Here is a 16,302-nt window from a genome sequence, read left to right as displayed (position 1 = left end):
CCTCGCGCGGCGCCGCCGGCGCGGCGCGTCTGTCTTCCCATCCCACCGTTTTCATACAGGAACGCTCGCCTTGGCTACGCTCATCTGCGGCTCGCTCGCGTACGACAACATCATGACCTTCGAAGGCCGCTTTCGGGAGCACATCCTGCCGGAGCAGGTCCACATCCTGAATGTAAGCTTTCTCGTGCCGACCATGCGTCGCGAGTTCGGCGGCTGCGCGGGCAACATTGCGTATGCGCTGAATCTGCTCGGCGGCGACGCGCGCATCATGGGCGCGATCGGCGCCGTCGACGCGCAGCTCTATCTGGACCGGCTCGCAGAGCTCGGCCTGTCGACGGAAAACGTGCTCGTCGTGCCCGACACCTACTCGGCGCAGGCGATGATCACGACCGACCTCGAGAACAACCAGATCACCGCGTTCCATCCGGGCGCGATGATGCAGTCGCATCAGAACCGCGCCGACGAGGTGAAGGGCCTGACGCTCGGCATCGTTGCGCCGGACGGCTATGACGGCATGGTTCAACACTCCGAGCAGCTGGCCGCCGCAGGCGTGCCGTTCATCTTCGATCCGGGCCAGGGCTTGCCGCTGTTCGACGGCGAGACGCTGCGGCGCGTCATTGAACTTGCTACCTATGTAGCGGTCAACGATTACGAAGCCGCGCTGGTGAGCAACAAGACCGGCTGGTCGATCGAGCAGATCGCGAGCAAGGTCGATGCGCTGATCATCACGCTCGGCGAGAAGGGTGCTCAGATCCATCACGGCGGCGGTATCGAAGAGATCCCGGCGGTCACGGCCAGGCGGGTACTCGATCCCACCGGTTGCGGCGACGCGTTTCGCGGCGGCTTGCTCTACGGTATCGAGAAGGGCCTCGGTTGGGCCACCACCGGCCGTCTCGCCAGCCTGATGGGCGCACTGAAGATCGAGCATCAAGGCCCGCAAAACTACGCGCCCAGCCGGGCGGAAATCAACGAGCGGTTCAAGCAGGCCTTCGGATACGACCTGCACTGATATCGCGTGCTATGGGAGTTTGGGAATGAGAACCTCGAGTCGCCTGATCGTCGCCACCGTGATCGCCGGTTCGCTGGCCATGTCGGGATGTGCGGTCAACAGCAGCTCTCCCGACGTTTTCACCGCTTCGCAGGCGCAGCGCGAACAGACGGTTCGCATGGCCACGGTGGAGAGCGTACGCGCGGTGCGCATCAGCACGAACGAAGGTCAGCCGATCGGCATCGGCGCACTCGGCGGCGCTGCGCTCGGCGCGCTCGCCGGCACTGCGTTCGGCGGCGGACGTGGCCAGGTCGCGACGGGTATCGTCGGCGGCATCGGCGGTGCGGTCGCCGGCAATGCGATCGAAAACCGTGTGGCGATGCGCGACGGCATTGAAATCACCGTGCGGCTCGACAACGGCGACATGCGCGCCATCACCCAGACTGCCACCGGCGAAATCTTCCGCGCCGGCGATCGCGTGAGGCTGCTGTCGAGCGGCGGCGTCACGCGCGTCACGCACTAAGCGCAGTTCCCCCTCCCGCGCGGCCGCGCGTAGTTCAGCGCCGCGACGACGACATCACACGCATGCGCCCTCACGGGTCCATGCGTGTTTTTCTTTCAGGTGAGGGCAAAAAAAAACCCGCCACCGGCACACCGGTAACGGGACATTGACCGGGTGGCGCTCGCAACAGCTCGAGCACGACCCGGTCATCCGACACATCGTGCGATGAGTCGACGTACTGCTACAGCTACCGCTTACGGACGGCTGCCCGTCGGGAACGGCCATGCCGCTGCCGGGTTCAGCGCGGTCTTCACCGTCGCCGCCGGTGCGCTCGAGACAGCAGGCGCAGCAGCGGGAGCAGGCGCGGCCTTCTTGGCGACAGCCTTCTTCGCAGGTGCAGCCTTCTTCGCAGGCGCAGCGGCCTTCTTCGCGGCAGCCTTCTTGGCAGGTGCAGCTTTCTTGGCTGCAGCCTTTTTCGCAGGCGCGGCCTTCTTGGCAGCGGTCTTCTTCGCCGTGGCCTTCTTCGCCGGTGCTGCCTTCTTCGCTGCGGCCTTCTTCGCCGGTGCCGCCTTCTTCGCTGCGACCTTCTTTGCTGCGACCTTCTTCACCGCGGCTTTCTTCGCCGGTGCTGCCTTCTTCGCCGCGACCTTCTTGGCTGCGACCTTCTTCGCCGCGACCTTCTTCACTGCGGCTTTCTTCGCCGGTGCTGCCTTCTTTGCCGCGACCTTCTTCGCTGCAACCTTCTTCGCTGCGACCTTCTTCACTGCGACCTTCTTCGCGGCGACCTTCTTGGCCGGAGCAGCCTTCTTAGCCGGAGCAGCCTTCTTGGCTGCGGTCTTCTTTGCTGCGGTCTTCTTGGCCGCGGCTTTCTTTGCAGTTGCCATCATTTTCTCCTTCAGGTTTTCAGATGAGGTCAGTTCAAACTACACCCTTCGTCAAAACCCGCTTCCCGCGGACGCTTCTCAGGGCGCGCGCTACGAAGCGGGCTATTCATCGGCGTACGCAGGTGCAACGCGCTTACGCTAATGAATGCGGTAAGGCGCGCCGTGCCCCAAGGCACCGCGCGCCAAATCTGGTCGGCGTCGCGACGCGACGCCGGCAATTGCTTGATCGGGCCGCCGGCAACGACGCCAGCGGCTTTTTCCGGGGGGAAGTTTGCCCATCCCACTGAAGGGTCCGCAAAGTGCCTGTCATGTTTGTGGGCCGTCAAGGCACCGGGCACGCTTTGCATCAGGCCGTTCTGCTCCTAACCCGGGGCGCCGCGGCCACAGGCGGCGGCATCCCCATCAATGAAACCATCCGCGACGCGAATCCCGGCTCACTCCCAGGAAAGCGCACCGCCAGTCTGATATTCGATCACTCGCGTCTCGAAGAAATTGCGTTCTTTCTTCAGGTCGATCATCTCGCTCATCCACGGGAACGGGTTTTCCTCGTTCGGGTACAGCGGATCGAGACCGATCTGCTGGCAACGGCGGTTGCAGATAAAGCGCAGATAGCTCTTGAACATCGACGCGTTGAGGCCGAGCACGCCGCGCGGCATCGTGTCTTCGGCGTAGCGGTATTCGAGCTCGACCGCCTGCTGGAAGATCGCGCGAATTTCGGCGCGGAACTCAGCCGTCCACAGGTGCGGGTTTTCGAGTTTGATCTGGTTGATCAGGTCGATGCCGAAGTTGCAGTGCATCGACTCGTCGCGCAGGATGTACTGGTACTGCTCCGCCGCGCCGGTCATCTTGTTCTGGCGGCCGAGCGCCAGGATTTGCGTAAAGCCGACGTAGAAGAACAGGCCTTCCATCACACAGGCGAACACGATCAGCGAGCGCAGCAGCGTCTGGTCTGCTTCGAGCGTACCGGTCTTGAAGGCCGGGTCGGTCAGCACGTGGATGTACGGAATCAGGAATTCGTCTTTCGCGCGGATCGACGGGACCTCGTGATACGCGTTGAAAATTTCGCCCTCGTCGAGACCGAGCGACTCGACGATGTACTGGTAAGCGTGCGTGTGGATCGCCTCTTCGAACGCCTGGCGCAGCAGGAACTGGCGGCATTCGGGCGCCGTGATGTGGCGGTAGGTGCCCAGCACGATGTTGTTGGCGGCGAGCGAGTCGGCCGTCACGAAGAAGCCCAGGTTGCGCTTGACGATGCGGCGCTCGTCTTCGGTCAGCCCGTTCGGGTCTTTCCACAGGGCGATGTCGCGCGACATGTTCACTTCCTGCGGCATCCAGTGGTTGGCGCAACCCGCCAGATACTTTTCCCAGGCCCACTTGTACTTGAACGGCACCAGCTGATTGACGTCAGTCTGGCCGTTGATGATGCGCTTGTCGGCGACATTGACGCGCGCTTCGGAAGCGGCCGCCGCGTTGGCAGCATGAGCGACGGGAGCGACAGCGATGTCGTTCGCGAAGACTTCTTGAGCGGATGGAGCATGAGGAGCGGAACGCGTTCCGATTTGCGAACCCACAACCGACCCCGCAGCGTTGCGCAACACGTTCGGTTGCGTCGCGCTCGAGGGAGTTACGGCAGTGATCTCGTCATCCCAGTTGAGCATAAATGTCACCATCAATTTAGAACGGTTTGTACCATCTTTTCACGAGCGATAAAAGAGCTCACTCGCGAAAATTCCTGTTTTCGATTCGCGTTGCTACGTTCATACAACACTTTGTTCGACATGCTGCGTGTGACTCATGCAGTCACGCATCGAGTGACGCGTGATGATCGCGTGTTGAACATGTGTTGCCGAGGTCCTTTGCGAACTCGAAGAGCAACGTTTCGAGACGACGTTTCGTTGCTCTATCTATATGTATTGCGCAGCGTGTTCGCGGCATCCGCCGACTGCTCGATGGACCGGTCGATGCCGCGCGAATCGCTCATCGCGAGAGTCGGCGGTGAGCCGCGTCGAGCGTGTTGCGTCAGCGTTGGCGGTTGAGGTGCGATGCCATGTCGAGCGATCGTCTGGTGTTGCCAACTGCTGTGTTGCTTCGCTGCATCGACGAGCGGTGAGACTTCGATACTGCTCACCGCTCATCGACCTGCTTCTACTTCATCAACGGGGCGCGTCGCTCGCCGCCTGCGGGTCATCACCTACGACCCTCGTGTGCAGTTAGCAAGCATCGCTCCCGCTGCTTGCCTCTAGTTACTGGCAAGCCTCGCACTCGTCGAAGCCAGGATCGCCCGGACGCATCATGCAGACCGGACCATCCGCTTCGGGTGCCGCTTCGACTGCGACCGCGGCAGTCGCTGCCGCTGCCTGGAAGCCGCCGCTCACGCCACCCGCCACACCACCCGTCGCGCCGCCCACGCCGAAGCCGCCTGCCGCGCCGCCTGCGCCACCCGAGCCGTCATGACCCGAGCTCACCGCGTTCAGCGCGCCGTGCGCGACCGTCGACTTCTCGACGTGCGTCGCCGCCATCGTGCGCAGGTAGTAGGTGGTCTTCAGACCGCGCAGCCATGCGAGCTTGTAGATCTCGTCGAGCTTCTTGCCCGATGCGCCCGCCATGTAAATGTTCAGCGACTGCGCCTGGTCGATCCACTTCTGACGACGCGAGGCCGACTCGACGAGCCACACCGGATCGACTTCGAACGCGGTCGCGTAGATCGCGCGCAGGTCGGCCGGGATGCGGTCGATGCGCGACAGCGTGCCGTCGAAGTACTTCAGGTCGGCGACCATCACTTCGTCCCACAGACCGCGCGCCTTCAGGTCGCGCACCAGGTAGTCGTTGACCACCGTAAACTCGCCCGACAGGTTCGATTTCACGTACAGGTTCTGATAGGTCGGCTCGATGCACGCCGACACGCCGATGATGTTCGAGATCGTCGCGGTCGGCGCGATCGCCACGCAGTTCGAGTTGCGCATGCCGTAGGTCGCGATGCGCGAGCGCAGCGCCGGCCAGTCCATCGACTCGCTCGAATCGACCTCGACATAACCGCCGCGCGCTTCGGCGAGCAGCGCCACCGAATCCTGCGGGAGGATGCCGCGATCCCACAGCGAGCCGCGGTAGCTCGAGTAGCGGCCGCGCTCTTCGGCGAGCTCGGTCGACGCGTAGTACGCGTAGTAGCAAACCGCTTCCATCGAGCGATCGGCGAACTCGACCGCTTCCTGCGACGCGTACGGCGTGCGCAGCACGTGCAGGCAGTCCTGGAAGCCCATGATGCCGAGGCCGACCGGACGGTGCTTCAGGTTCGAGTTACGCGCCTTGGCGACCGCGTAGTAGTTGATGTCGATCACGTTGTCGAGCATGCGCATCGCGACGCTGATCGTGCGCTTGAGCTTGTCGTGGTCGAGCGCCACCGTGCCGTCGGCCTGCTCCTTCAGGTGCGCGACGAGGTTCACCGAGCCGAGGTTACAGACGGCGATTTCGGCGTCGCTGGTGTTCAGCGTGATTTCCGTGCACAGGTTCGACGAGTGAACGACGCCGACGTGCTGCTGCGGCGAGCGCACATTGCACGGGTCCTTGAACGTGATCCACGGATGGCCGGTTTCGAACAGCATGCCGAGCATCTTGCGCCACAGTTGCGCCGCCGGAAGCTTCTTGAACAGCTTGATCTCGCCGCGCGCGACCTTGTCTTCGTAAGCCGTGTAAGCCGCTTCGAATTCGGCGCCGAACTTGTCGTGCAGATCCGGGCAGGTGGACGGCGAGAACAGCGTCCAGTCGCCGCCTTCCATCACGCGCTTCATGAACAGGTCGGGAATCCAGTTCGCGGTGTTCATGTCGTGCGTGCGACGACGGTCGTCGCCGGTGTTCTTGCGCAGCTCGAGGAACTCCTCGATGTCGAGGTGCCACGACTCGAGATACGCGCACACCGCGCCCTTGCGCTTGCCGCCCTGGTTCACCGCGACCGCCGTGTCGTTGACGACCTTCAGGAACGGCACCACGCCCTGCGACTTGCCGTTGGTGCCCTTGATGTGCGAGCCGAGCGCGCGCACCCGCGTCCAGTCGTTGCCGAGACCGCCGGCGAACTTCGACAGCAGCGCGTTTTCCTTGAGTGCTTCGTAGATGCCGTCGAGGTCGTCGTCGACCGTGGTGAGGTAGCACGACGACAGCTGCGAGCGGCGCGTGCCAGAGTTGAACAGCGTCGGCGTCGAGCTCATGAAGTCGAAGCTCGACAGCACGTTGTAGAACTCGATCGCGCGCGCTTCGCGGTCGATCTCGTTCAGCGACAGACCCATCGCGACACGCATAAAGAATGCCTGCGGCATTTCGATACGCACGTTGTCGTGATGCAGGAAGTAGCGGTCGTAGAGCGTCTGCAGACCGAGGTAGCCGAACTGCAGGTCACGGTTCGCGTCGAGCGCGGCGCCCAGACGCTTCAGGTCGAACTGCAGCAGCTTGTCGTCGAGCAGCTCGGCTTGCACGCCGCGCTTGATGAACTGCGGGAAGTACTCGGCGTAGCGCTCGCCCATTTCGGCTTGCGTGACTTCTTCTTCGAGGATCTCGCGGCGGATCGTGTGCAGCAGGATGCGCGCGGTGACCTGGCTGTAAGCCGGGTCCTTTTCGATCATCGTGCGGGCAGCGAGGATGGCCGAGTCGTACACCTGGCTCATCGGCACGCCGTCGTACAGGTTCTTCACCGTTTCCGCGACGATCGGCTCGGCGCTCACCGCGTCGCCGAGGTTCGCGCATGCGGACTCGATGATGCCGCGCAGCGCGGCCATGTCCAGCGGACGCGTGATGCCGTTGTCGGTCACGTTCAGGCCCGGCGTGCTCGCGGCATCTGCATGGTCGTCATGTGCGCGCGCCTGGTTGCGCTTCTCGCGATACAGCACGTAAGCACGCGCGACGTTGTGCTCACCGCCGCGCATCAGCGCGAGTTCGACCTGATCCTGAATGTCTTCGATATGGAACGTGCCGCCGTTCGGACGGCTGCGCAGCAGCGCGCGCACCACGTTCTGCGTGAGTTGCTCGACCAGTTCGCGCACCCGTGCCGACGCCGCGCCCTGACCACCGTTGACGGCGAGGAACGCCTTCGTCACGGCGATCGCGATTTTCGACGGCTCGAACGACACCACGGTGCCGTTGCGGCGGATCACCTTGTAGTCGGCGTAGCTCGCTTGCGGCGCGAGCGACTGTGCGCCGTGAGTCTGGCCGAAAGCCTGGCCAGTCGGTGAGCCCTCGTACCGGGTCGTCACGTTGTCGGTGGTTTGCATGTGCAAAGCTCCTGGTCTTGGAAATGGCGGCGGGTGCCGCGGATTAAATCGAACGCCGCGCCGTCGCGTGCGCGAGCGATGAGGTGCAGGAAGGCCGGCTACGCCGGTTGGCGGGATGCAACTGCGAGGAAGCCTGGTTCGATTTGATGACGGTCTTCATCGGGTCGGTCGCGATCACTGGCTGGTCCTTTCCTGAATGCTTCTGGATGCGGCCGGAGATCCCCCAACGGCTGCGCCCCAGGAATTTTTTTCGCTGCCTGGAATGCTTGCGGCGCCGTGCTCGGGGAGCGGGGCGCCGCAGACTTATCCACTCTTATTCACTCGGTTATGCACATGGTTATTCACAGCACAACACAAGATATAGTGCGAAACTCAGTTGTCGGCACCAAGTATAGTGGAGATTCGAGACAGGTCAAACCGTTTTATTTGCGTTCGAAGTCTTGACTTTTGCGTCGCGCGACGCGCATAAGCTCCCCGGAGAAGCAGGCTGCGCCTCGTTCTCTGCGGATCACGCAAGATCGTGCGAAGGGGGATTACCGCGTTTCGGAAAACTTGAGATAGGGGAAATACCGACCGTCGAGCAACGTGTCGCGTTGCAGCCGCGGCCACTCGAAATGTGGACCGGGATCGGTCTTGCGACCGGGCGCGATGTCGGAGTGACCAGCAAGCGCGTCGATCGGATAGCGCGCCTTCAGTGCGCTCACTAGCGCGGCGAGCGTGCGGTATTGCGCCGCTTCGAAGGCGGTGGTGTCGCTGCCTTCAAGCTCGATGCCGATCGAGAAATCATTGCAGCGCTCGCGGCCGAAAAAATTCGACGGTCCCGCGTGCCACGCGCGCTCGTTGCACGACACGAACTGCTCGAGCGCGCCGTCGCGATGAATCACGAAATGCGCGGACACACGCACGCCGCGCAGATGCGAGTCGTAGTACGGGTGAGCGTCACAGTCGAGCGTGTTCTGGAACAGCTCGGCAATCGCGGTGCCGCCGAACTCGTTCGGCGGCAGGCTGATGTTGTGAACGACGATCAGGGTCGGCACCGCGCCTTGCGGCCGCGCTTCGAAGTTCGGCGAGGGGAGCTTGCGTGCGGCGGGAACCCAGCCGTCGGCATCGACGGTGAAGACGTCGCTCATCGGGCGTCGCGGCCGCTCGGACGCGCGCCGTGACGCTGCGCGTGCGCGGCGCAACAGAACGCCTGCCCCGCGACGCTGACCGAATCGCTCTTCGGTGCGTGCACGCCGCACTCGACGCAGCGAATCATCGGTTCGGCAAGCTGCGGCTGTTGTCCATTCGAAGAACGCGCGCCGCCATTCGCGGCGCCGGCACCGTTGGCGCCGCGCGCGCCGGTGCGTTGCGTGTCGTGGCGGCGCAGTGCCTTCACGAGCCACTGTCCGACGATGAACAGCAGAATCAGCAAAAAGATTTGTCGCATGGGGACGCTCACACTACAGGCCGGTGCAACAGCACCTCTAAAACGAAACGGCTGCCGACGTACGCGAGCAACAGCGCGACGAACGAGGCCAGCACCCAGCGCAATGCCGCACGGCCGCGCCAGCCGGACACCTTGCGCGCCGTCAGCAGCGCGCCGAACATCACCCACGAAAGAATCGCGAACACAGTTTTGTGATCGAGCCGCAACGCGCGGTCGAGCAGTTGCTCGCTGAACAGGATGCCCGACAGCAGCGTCAGCGTAAGCAGCACGAAGCCGGCGCCGATCAGACGGAACAGCAGCTTCTCGAGTGTGAGCAGCGGCGGCAGCGTGTCGAGCCAGCTCGACCACCAGCCGTTGCCCGACGCCGCGTGTCGCTGCGCGAGAGCGCCGCGCATCGAATGCAAACGCCGCTCGACCGCCAGCATCAGCACCGCGTGCAGCGCGGCGATCGCGAACAGACCGTACGCTATGTTCGCGATCAGGAAGTGCAGCTTGAACATCGGCGCGGCCGCATACGGCAGCACGCGCACGCCGCCGAACGCGAGCGGCAGCAGCGATGCGGCGCACGCGAGCGGCAACACCAGCAGGCGCAGTCCGTCGAGCGGGAAGAAGAAGCTTTCGATCCAGTAGATGCCGGCGCCGAGCCAGAACATCGCCGACAGCGCGAACGCGAAGCCGAACACCATCGCGTTCTGCGGGAAGATCGTGGTATGCAGCAGTACGCCGTGAGCGAGCAGCGCGACGAATAACAGCGCGCGCCCGGGCGCGCTCATGCCAGAGGCCACCAGAGCGCCCGCGTGCACGGCTTGATCGGGCAGCGGCGGCACGCTCTCGAGCAGCGGACGCACGGCCGCGTGCCGGTGCGAGCGCCAGCCGGCCACGGCAAGACCGCCGTAGAGAAGCGCGGTGAGGGCATACAGTACAATATCCATATTCGAAGTTTACACTAGGGCCCTTCCCCGCGACGCCTTCTGCTTCGCGCGCTGCGCGGGCCCCACCGTTCATCGCTCCCCATGCTCGACAATCTGACTCAACGGATGGCGCGCGTCGTCAAGACGCTGCGCGGCGAAGCCCGGCTCACCGAGGCGAACACCCAGGAAATGCTGCGCGAGGTGCGTCTCGCACTGCTCGAGGCCGACGTGGCGCTGCCCGTCGTGCGCGAGTTCATCGCGAAGGTCAAGGAGAAGGCGCTCGGCGAGGAAGTGATCGCCAGCCTGTCGCCGGGTCAGGCGCTCGTCGGCGTGGTGCAGCGCGAGCTGACCGCGGTGATCGGCGGCGATTACGAGGGCAAGGCCTCCGAACTCAATCTCGCCGTCACGCCGCCTGCGATCATCCTGATGGCGGGTCTGCAGGGCGCCGGTAAAACGACCACGGTCGGCAAGCTCGCGAAGCTGCTGCGCGAGAAGTACAAGAAGAAGGTGCTGACGGTTTCGTGCGACGTCTATCGTCCCGCCGCTATCGCGCAGCTGAAAACGGTGACCGAGCAGGTCGGCGCGGACTTCTTCCCATCGGAGCCGAACCAGAAGCCGGTCGACATCGCGCGCGCCGCGGTCGACTGGGCCAAGCGCCACTATCACGACGTGCTGCTCGTCGACACGGCCGGACGTCTCGGTATCGACGAAGCGATGATGCAGGAAATCGCCGCGCTGCACGCCGAGCTGAAGCCGGCGGAAACGCTGTTCGTCGTCGACGCGATGCTCGGTCAGGACGCGGTCAACACCGCGAAGGCGTTCAGCGATGCGCTGCCGCTCACCGGCGTCGTGCTCACCAAGCTCGACGGTGATTCGCGCGGCGGCGCGGCGCTGTCGGTGCGTCACGTGACGGGCAAGCCGGTCAAGTTCGTGGGCGTCGCCGAAAAGCTCGACGGCCTCGAAGTATTCCACCCCGACCGCATGGCGAGCCGGATTCTCGGCATGGGCGATATTCTCGCGCTCGTCGAGGAAGCGCAGCGCGGCGTCGACGTGCAGGCCGCGCAGAAGCTCGCCGACAAGGTCAAGAAAGGCGGCGACTTCGACCTCAACGATTTCCGCGCGCAGCTCTCGCAAATGAAGGGCATGGGCGGCTTGTCGTCGCTGATGGACAAGCTGCCCGCGCAGTTCCAGCAGGCCGCCGCCGGCGCCGACATGAGCCAGGCCGAGAAGCAGATGCGCCGCATGGAAGGCATCATCAACTCGATGACGCCGGCCGAGCGCGCCAAACCCGAACTGATCAAGGCGACCCGCAAGCGCCGCATCGCCGCGGGCGCGGGCGTGCAGGTGCAGGAAGTCAACCGCATGCTGAACCAGTACGAACAGATGCGCACGATGATGAAGAAGCTCAAGGGCGGCAACCTGCAGAAGATGATGCGCGGCATGAAGGGCATGATGCCCGGCATGCGCTAAGCTTGATGGGACCGGCGCGCGCTCGCGCCGATGCGCGGCGTGGCTGACTTCGGCATCGTGCGGGTTTATTCTGTAGCGCATCGCGTCGTCCCTCGCGGGAACGTCCCTCGGGATGTTGCCACTCACACTACGTATACAGTTATCGGCCGTCAGACGTCATGAACCGCGAAGAAGCCCTGCAGATTTTTCAACATTCCGAAGAGATCGTTTCGGCCTCGGACGTCACTGCGTCAATCACCCGCATGGCGGCCGCCATCCGCGACGAGATGAGCGAGGACTTCCCGCTCGTGCTGTCGGTGATGGGCGGCGCCGCGGTGTTCACCGGCATGCTGCTGCCGCACCTCGATTTCCCGCTCGAGTTCGACTACATCCATCTGACGCGCTACCGCAATACGACGAAGGGCAGCAACGAGATGCAATGGCGCGTCGCGCCGGCCGAGTCGGTCAAGGATCGCGTGGTGCTCGTGCTCGACGACATCCTCGACGAAGGCGAGACGATGGCCGCGATCCGCGACCGCATTCTCGCGATGGGCGCGAAGCGCTTCCTGTCCGCGGTGCTGTGCGAGAAGATCATTCCGAAGGCGAAGCCGCTGCGCCCTGATTACTGCGGCTTCGAAGTGCCGGACCGGTACGTGTTCGGCTGCGGGATGGATGCGAAGGGCTACTGGCGCAATCTGCCGACCATTCGGGCGTTGACCGAGGGGGCGTGAGCGGCGCATCCGCGTACCGGCGAAAAAAAGCAGCCTGCCCGGCTGCTTTTTTTATGGCTGCGACGGTGGCGGCTCGCGCACCGGCTCCCGCCTTACAACTTGTGCACGAAAGAGCGGATCCCGCCGAGCATCATCTCGACTGAAATCGCGACGAGCACCAGCCCCATCAGCCGCTCGAACGCCGCCATCACCCGTTCACCGAGCCACGCCTGAATGCGCTCGGCGAGCATCAGCACGATCGCGCAGATGATCATCGTGACGGTCAGCGCGCCGACCCATTCGAACGTCTTGCCCGGCGCCTGCGAGGTCAGCAGCATGACGGTCGCCAACGCCGACGGACCTGCGAGCGCCGGAATCGCGAGCGGCACGATCAGCGGCTCGCCGCCGCGCGCGTCGCCGCCGAATGGACCGTCCGGATGCGGAAACACCATGCGCAGCGCGATCAGAAACAGCACGATGCCGCCGCCGATCCGCAGCGACTGGTCACTCAGGCTCATCATGCGCAGAAAGCTCTGCCCGAGCACCATGAACACCAGCAGGATCGCAAACGCGATCGCGACCTCGCGCAGGATCACCACCGTGCGGCGCTCCGGCGACACCCCACGCAGACAGCTAATGAAGATCGGGATGTTGCCGAGCGGATCGGTGATCAGGATCAGCAGCACCGTCGCGGACAGGAAGGTGTACTCCACTGCCCGCCCCGCTTAGTTCGCGAGCGCCGCGCGCACTTTGTCGATCACGGTCTGCGCGGCGTCCGCGACTGGCAGCAGCGTCGCTTCGGCGTCGCGACGGCCCTGATACTCGATCTTGCCGTCCTTCAGCCCGCGGTCGCCGATCACCAGCCGATGCGGCACGCCGATCAGTTCCCAGTCGGCGAACATCACGCCCGGACGCTCGCCGCGATCGTCGAGGATCACGTCGATGCCGGCCGCGACGAGTTCCGCGTACAGCTTGTCGGCCTGCTCACGTACCGCGTCGCTGCGGTCGTAGCCCATCGGGCACAGCACGACTTCGAACGGCGCGATCGACTCCGGCCAGATGATGCCTTTGTCGTCGAAATTCTGTTCGATCGCGGCGCCGAGAATACGCGTGACGCCGATACCGTAACAGCCCATTTCCATCGGCCGCGGCTTGCCGGTTTCGTCGAGACAGGTCGCGTTCATCGCTTCGGAGTACTTCGTGCCGAGCTGGAACACGTGGCCCACTTCGATGCCGCGGCAGATGTCGAGCACGCCCTTGCCGTCCGGCGACGGATCGCCCTTCTTCACGTTGCGGATGTCGGCGACGACCGGCTCCGGCAGGTCGCGGCCCCAGTTCACGCCGGTGGTGTGATAGTCGACCTCGTTCGAGCCGACCACGAAGTCGCTCATGTTCGCGACCGTGCTGTCGGCGATCACCTTGACCGGCTTCTTCGTGTTGATCGGACCGAGATAACCCGGCGGCGTGCCGAACGTCTCGATGATCTCGGCTTCGGTCGCCATGCGGAAGTCGGCGAGGCCGGGCAGCTTGCCGACCTTGATCTCGTTCAGGTCGTGGTCGCCGCGCAGCATCAGCAGCCAGATGGTCGGCTCGGCGCCTTCGTTTTCGGTGGCGAGAATGACCGACTTGATCGTGCGCTCGAGCGGAATGTTCAGCAGTTCGGCGACCGCCTCGCACTTCGCCTTGCCGGGCGTCGCGGTCTTTTTCATGTCCTCGGCCGGCGCGGCGCGTTGCGCGATCAGCGGCAGCGCGTCGGCGGCCTCGACGTTCGCGGCGAAATCGGAACTCGGGCAATAGGCGATCGCGTCTTCGCCGGTGTCGGCGATCACGTGGAACTCATGCGAGCCGCTGCCGCCAATCGAGCCGTTGTCCGCCGCGACCGCGCGGAACTCGAGGCCGAGGCGCGTGAAGATGCGCACGTAAGCGTCGTACATCTTGCGATACGACTCGCGCAGACCTTCCGCGTCCTTGTCGAACGAGTACGCGTCTTTCATGATGAATTCGCGGCCGCGCATCACGCCGAAACGCGGACGGATCTCATCGCGGAACTTCGTCTGTATCTGATAGAAGTTGACCGGCAACTGGCGATAGCTCTTGATCTGGTTGCGCGCGATGTCGGTCACGACTTCCTCGTGCGTCGGGCCCATCACGAAATCGGCCTGCTTGCGGTCCTTGAAGCGCAACAGCTCGGGACCATACTTTTCCCAGCGGCCCGATTCCTGCCACAGTTCGGCCGGCTGCACGGCCGGCATCAACAGCTCGATGGCGCCTGCCCGGTTCATTTCCTCGCGCACGATCGCTTCCACCTTGCGGATCGAACGCAGGCCGACCGGCAGGTAGTTGTAGATACCGCCCGCGACGCGGCGGATCATGCCCGCGCGCACCATGAGCTTGTGGCTGATGATTTCGGCGTCGGCGGGCGCTTCTTTGAGGGTGCCGATAAAGAAACGGGAAGCTTTCATTCAAGGTGTCCAAAAGCGGCGGCTTCCGGTGGGACCGCCAGAAAAGGTGAAAACATGGGGAAAATCGACACAGATCAGCGGCGAAGCCAGCGGGGTTCGCGCGACTGGCGGCACCCTGCCCCCGTGCGGCGCCGAAACCGCCGCGCAAAGCCTCTCGCAAGGGATCGGGCACGCAAAACCGACAGGCTACCGCAAACACGGGCTGTTGCGGCGAATCGCGGCAATCTCATGCGATTCGGTGCGTAGGGTCCGTTATCTGTTTATAATCAAAGCAATTTTAAAGGATTCGAAGGTGGTTGTATGCTGGATCGTGAAGGCTTTCGCCCGAACGTCGGCATCATCCTCTTGAACGCGCACAACGAGGTGTTTTGGGGCAAACGGCTCCGTGAACATTCCTGGCAGTTTCCGCAAGGGGGCATCAAATATGGCGAGACCCCCGTGCAAGCGATGTATCGGGAGTTACACGAAGAGACCGGACTGCTTCCTGAGCACGTCAAGGTGATCGGTCGCACGCGCGACTGGTTGCGTTATGAGGTGCCTGACAAGTTCATCAAGCGCGAAGTACGCGGTCATTACCGCGGCCAGAAACAAATCTGGTTTTTGCTCCGGATGGTAGGACGCGACTGCGACATCTGTCTGCGCGCCACCGACCACCCTGAGTTCGATGCGTGGCGTTGGAACGAGTATTGGGTACCGCTCGACTGTGTGATCGAGTTCAAGCGGGATGTGTATCAGTTGGCGCTGACGGAGTTGTCCCGTTTCATGCGCCGGCCTGCGCCGCGTGCGGAAAAACCTGGCGGGCATCATGGGTCGCGTTATCCTCGGATAGCGTCGTCGATGCAAAGCCCGCCGGATTCCGCGGTAAGCACGGTGGTCACCACCGTCACTACCGTAAGTTCGGTCAGTGTCGAAACTTCGACGCGCGTGCTGGTCGTGCCGGATTGCGGCCCCGGCTCACCGGATGCAAACATTGCACCGGAGCATGAGCACGAAACGGCCGAAGCCGACGAGGTCGGCGCCCCGTCAGTCCGACGAGGGGTGCGCGATTAACCATTCCAAGGCGGCGGCTCACGCCGCCTCTCTCTGGCGCGGCCTTCGGGCCGCGTCCGTCTTTCGAGGGAATCAGATTGAAAGCATTTGCACTCGCCGTGGCATGCGTCGCCACCGGCGCCCTGCTGGCAGGCTGTTCGAGCGCCGGCAAACCGACCAATAAAGACGACAGCGAGTTCGTCTATCTGCTGGATCGTAAGAGCAACTGGGTTGAAAACAAGGTCGACACGTTGCCGCCGCTGCCCACCGACACGAACCTGCTGCCGTTCGAGGTCTCCGGCAATACGCCGCTGCAATTCGCAATCGACCCGAAATCGGTCAGCGTCGGCGACGACGGTGTCGTGCGTTACACGGTGGTCGTCACGAGCCCGGGCGGCGCGCGCAACGTCAATTACGAGGGCATCCGCTGCGATACGTATGAATGGCGTCAGTACGCGGGCCTCAACGCCGATCACGACGGCTGGGACACGACGGTCGCGAACCAGTTTTCGCGCATCGAAAACGGTGCGCTGAACGCGTACCAGGCCGCGCTGTATCAGGACTATATGTGCGCGAACAAGATTCCGACCGGCAACGCGCAGCGCATCGTCGAGAACATTCGTTACAAGCGCACGCAGACGTCGCAGATTCATTGAGGCCGTTTGTGCGGCACACCTGATTCA

At 63.6% G+C, this 16,302-nt stretch carries 15 protein-coding genes; 6 read left to right on the top strand and 9 right to left on the bottom strand.

The features are described 5' to 3' along the window. Positions 1-70 precede the first annotated feature (70 nt). A complete protein-coding gene (locus tag G5S42_RS00280) occupies positions 71-1,009 on the top strand; it encodes a carbohydrate kinase family protein (RefSeq protein ID WP_018437645.1) in 939 nt (312 codons plus the stop codon). Positions 1,010-1,034: 25 nt separating this feature from the next. Next, positions 1,035-1,511 carry an outer membrane lipoprotein gene (locus tag G5S42_RS00275; RefSeq protein WP_176105013.1) on the top strand — a complete coding sequence of 159 codons (477 nt, stop codon included), beginning with the start codon at positions 1,035-1,037 and terminating at the stop codon, positions 1,509-1,511. Positions 1,512-1,744: 233 nt separating this feature from the next. Here G5S42_RS00275 and G5S42_RS00270 read toward each other — a convergent pair whose 3' ends face one another. From G5S42_RS00270 to G5S42_RS00240, 7 genes are all read right to left on the bottom strand, one after another. Further along, entirely contained in the window at positions 1,745-2,374 is a 630-nt protein-coding gene (locus G5S42_RS00270) for a histone H1-like DNA-binding protein (protein WP_176105012.1), read from the bottom strand. A gap of 29 nt (positions 2,375-2,403) precedes the next feature. Beyond that, complete coding sequence (locus tag G5S42_RS00265; protein WP_176105011.1) at positions 2,404-2,721, bottom strand: hypothetical protein; 318 nt, start codon at positions 2,719-2,721, stop codon at positions 2,404-2,406. A gap of 87 nt (positions 2,722-2,808) precedes the next feature. Next, positions 2,809-4,032: a ribonucleotide-diphosphate reductase subunit beta gene (locus G5S42_RS00260; RefSeq protein ID WP_176105010.1), complete on the bottom strand. Its 1,224-nt coding sequence runs from the start codon at positions 4,030-4,032 to the stop codon at positions 2,809-2,811. A gap of 585 nt (positions 4,033-4,617) precedes the next feature. Further along, positions 4,618-7,629 (bottom strand): ribonucleoside-diphosphate reductase subunit alpha, encoded by a 3,012-nt coding sequence (locus G5S42_RS00255; protein WP_176105009.1) that lies wholly within the window; start codon positions 7,627-7,629, stop codon positions 4,618-4,620. A 533-nt stretch (positions 7,630-8,162) separates the two neighbouring features. Next, positions 8,163-8,759, bottom strand: coding sequence for a 1,6-anhydro-N-acetylmuramyl-L-alanine amidase AmpD (gene ampD / locus G5S42_RS00250; RefSeq protein WP_176105008.1), 597 nt, complete (start codon positions 8,757-8,759; stop codon positions 8,163-8,165). Beyond that, entirely contained in the window at positions 8,756-9,058 is a 303-nt protein-coding gene (locus G5S42_RS00245; RefSeq protein WP_176105007.1) for a PP0621 family protein, read from the bottom strand. The genes ampD and G5S42_RS00245 overlap by 4 nt, the downstream gene beginning before the upstream one ends. A gap of 8 nt (positions 9,059-9,066) precedes the next feature. Next, positions 9,067-9,990: a cytochrome C assembly family protein gene (locus tag G5S42_RS00240; RefSeq protein ID WP_176105006.1), complete on the bottom strand. Its 924-nt coding sequence runs from the start codon at positions 9,988-9,990 to the stop codon at positions 9,067-9,069. Positions 9,991-10,071: 81 nt separating this feature from the next. On the opposite strand from G5S42_RS00240, the gene ffh reads away from it, so the two are divergent. After that, positions 10,072-11,439: a signal recognition particle protein gene (gene ffh, locus G5S42_RS00235; RefSeq protein WP_176105005.1), complete on the top strand. Its 1,368-nt coding sequence runs from the start codon at positions 10,072-10,074 to the stop codon at positions 11,437-11,439. A 158-nt stretch (positions 11,440-11,597) separates the two neighbouring features. After that, positions 11,598-12,149, top strand: coding sequence for a hypoxanthine-guanine phosphoribosyltransferase (locus G5S42_RS00230; protein ID WP_176105004.1), 552 nt, complete (start codon positions 11,598-11,600; stop codon positions 12,147-12,149). A gap of 92 nt (positions 12,150-12,241) precedes the next feature. Here the strand turns inward: G5S42_RS00230 and G5S42_RS00225 are convergent, their stop codons facing one another. Beyond that, positions 12,242-12,841, bottom strand: coding sequence for a MarC family protein (locus tag G5S42_RS00225; protein WP_176105003.1), 600 nt, complete (start codon positions 12,839-12,841; stop codon positions 12,242-12,244). Positions 12,842-12,853: 12 nt separating this feature from the next. Continuing rightward, positions 12,854-14,590, bottom strand: a complete 1,737-nt coding sequence (locus G5S42_RS00220) for a proline--tRNA ligase (protein WP_176105002.1) — start codon at positions 14,588-14,590, stop codon at positions 12,854-12,856. A 300-nt stretch (positions 14,591-14,890) separates the two neighbouring features. Between G5S42_RS00220 and G5S42_RS00215 the strand changes: the two genes are divergently transcribed. Both G5S42_RS00215 and G5S42_RS00210 read left to right on the top strand, forming a co-directional pair. Further along, a complete protein-coding gene (locus tag G5S42_RS00215) occupies positions 14,891-15,640 on the top strand; it encodes an RNA pyrophosphohydrolase (protein ID WP_176105001.1) in 750 nt (249 codons plus the stop codon). Between the two features lie 77 nt (positions 15,641-15,717). Then, complete coding sequence (locus G5S42_RS00210) at positions 15,718-16,275, top strand: CNP1-like family protein (RefSeq protein ID WP_176105000.1); 558 nt, start codon at positions 15,718-15,720, stop codon at positions 16,273-16,275. Positions 16,276-16,302: the final 27 nt, after the last annotated feature.

Origin of the sequence: Paraburkholderia youngii, from assembly GCF_013366925.1 — a bacterium.
GTDB lineage: Bacteria > Pseudomonadota > Gammaproteobacteria > Burkholderiales > Burkholderiaceae > Paraburkholderia > Paraburkholderia youngii.
This window is presented reverse-complemented; position numbering and strand designations above follow the sequence as displayed.

Bases quoted from the DNA above. Each gene is read 5' to 3' on its own strand.
- G5S42_RS00265 (WP_176105011.1), bottom strand. From the start codon at position 2,721: ATGCAAAGCGTGCCCGGTGCCTTGACGGCCCACAAACATGACAGGCAC.
- G5S42_RS00260 (WP_176105010.1), bottom strand. From the start codon at position 4,032: ATGCTCAACTGGGATGACGAGATCACTGCCGTAACTCCCTCGAGCGCG.
- G5S42_RS00220 (WP_176105002.1), bottom strand. From the start codon at position 14,590: ATGAAAGCTTCCCGTTTCTTTATCGGCACCCTCAAAGAAGCGCCCGCC.
- ampD (WP_176105008.1), bottom strand. From the start codon at position 8,759: ATGAGCGACGTCTTCACCGTCGATGCCGACGGCTGGGTTCCCGCCGCA.
- G5S42_RS00230 (WP_176105004.1), top strand. From the start codon at position 11,598: ATGAACCGCGAAGAAGCCCTGCAGATTTTTCAACATTCCGAAGAGATC.
- G5S42_RS00240 (WP_176105006.1), bottom strand. From the start codon at position 9,990: ATGGATATTGTACTGTATGCCCTCACCGCGCTTCTCTACGGCGGTCTT.
- ffh (WP_176105005.1), top strand. From the start codon at position 10,072: ATGCTCGACAATCTGACTCAACGGATGGCGCGCGTCGTCAAGACGCTG.
- G5S42_RS00245 (WP_176105007.1), bottom strand. From the start codon at position 9,058: ATGCGACAAATCTTTTTGCTGATTCTGCTGTTCATCGTCGGACAGTGG.
- G5S42_RS00255 (WP_176105009.1), bottom strand. From the start codon at position 7,629: ATGCAAACCACCGACAACGTGACGACCCGGTACGAGGGCTCACCGACT.
- G5S42_RS00215 (WP_176105001.1), top strand. From the start codon at position 14,891: ATGCTGGATCGTGAAGGCTTTCGCCCGAACGTCGGCATCATCCTCTTG.
- G5S42_RS00270 (WP_176105012.1), bottom strand. From the start codon at position 2,374: ATGGCAACTGCAAAGAAAGCCGCGGCCAAGAAGACCGCAGCAAAGAAG.
- G5S42_RS00275 (WP_176105013.1), top strand. From the start codon at position 1,035: ATGAGAACCTCGAGTCGCCTGATCGTCGCCACCGTGATCGCCGGTTCG.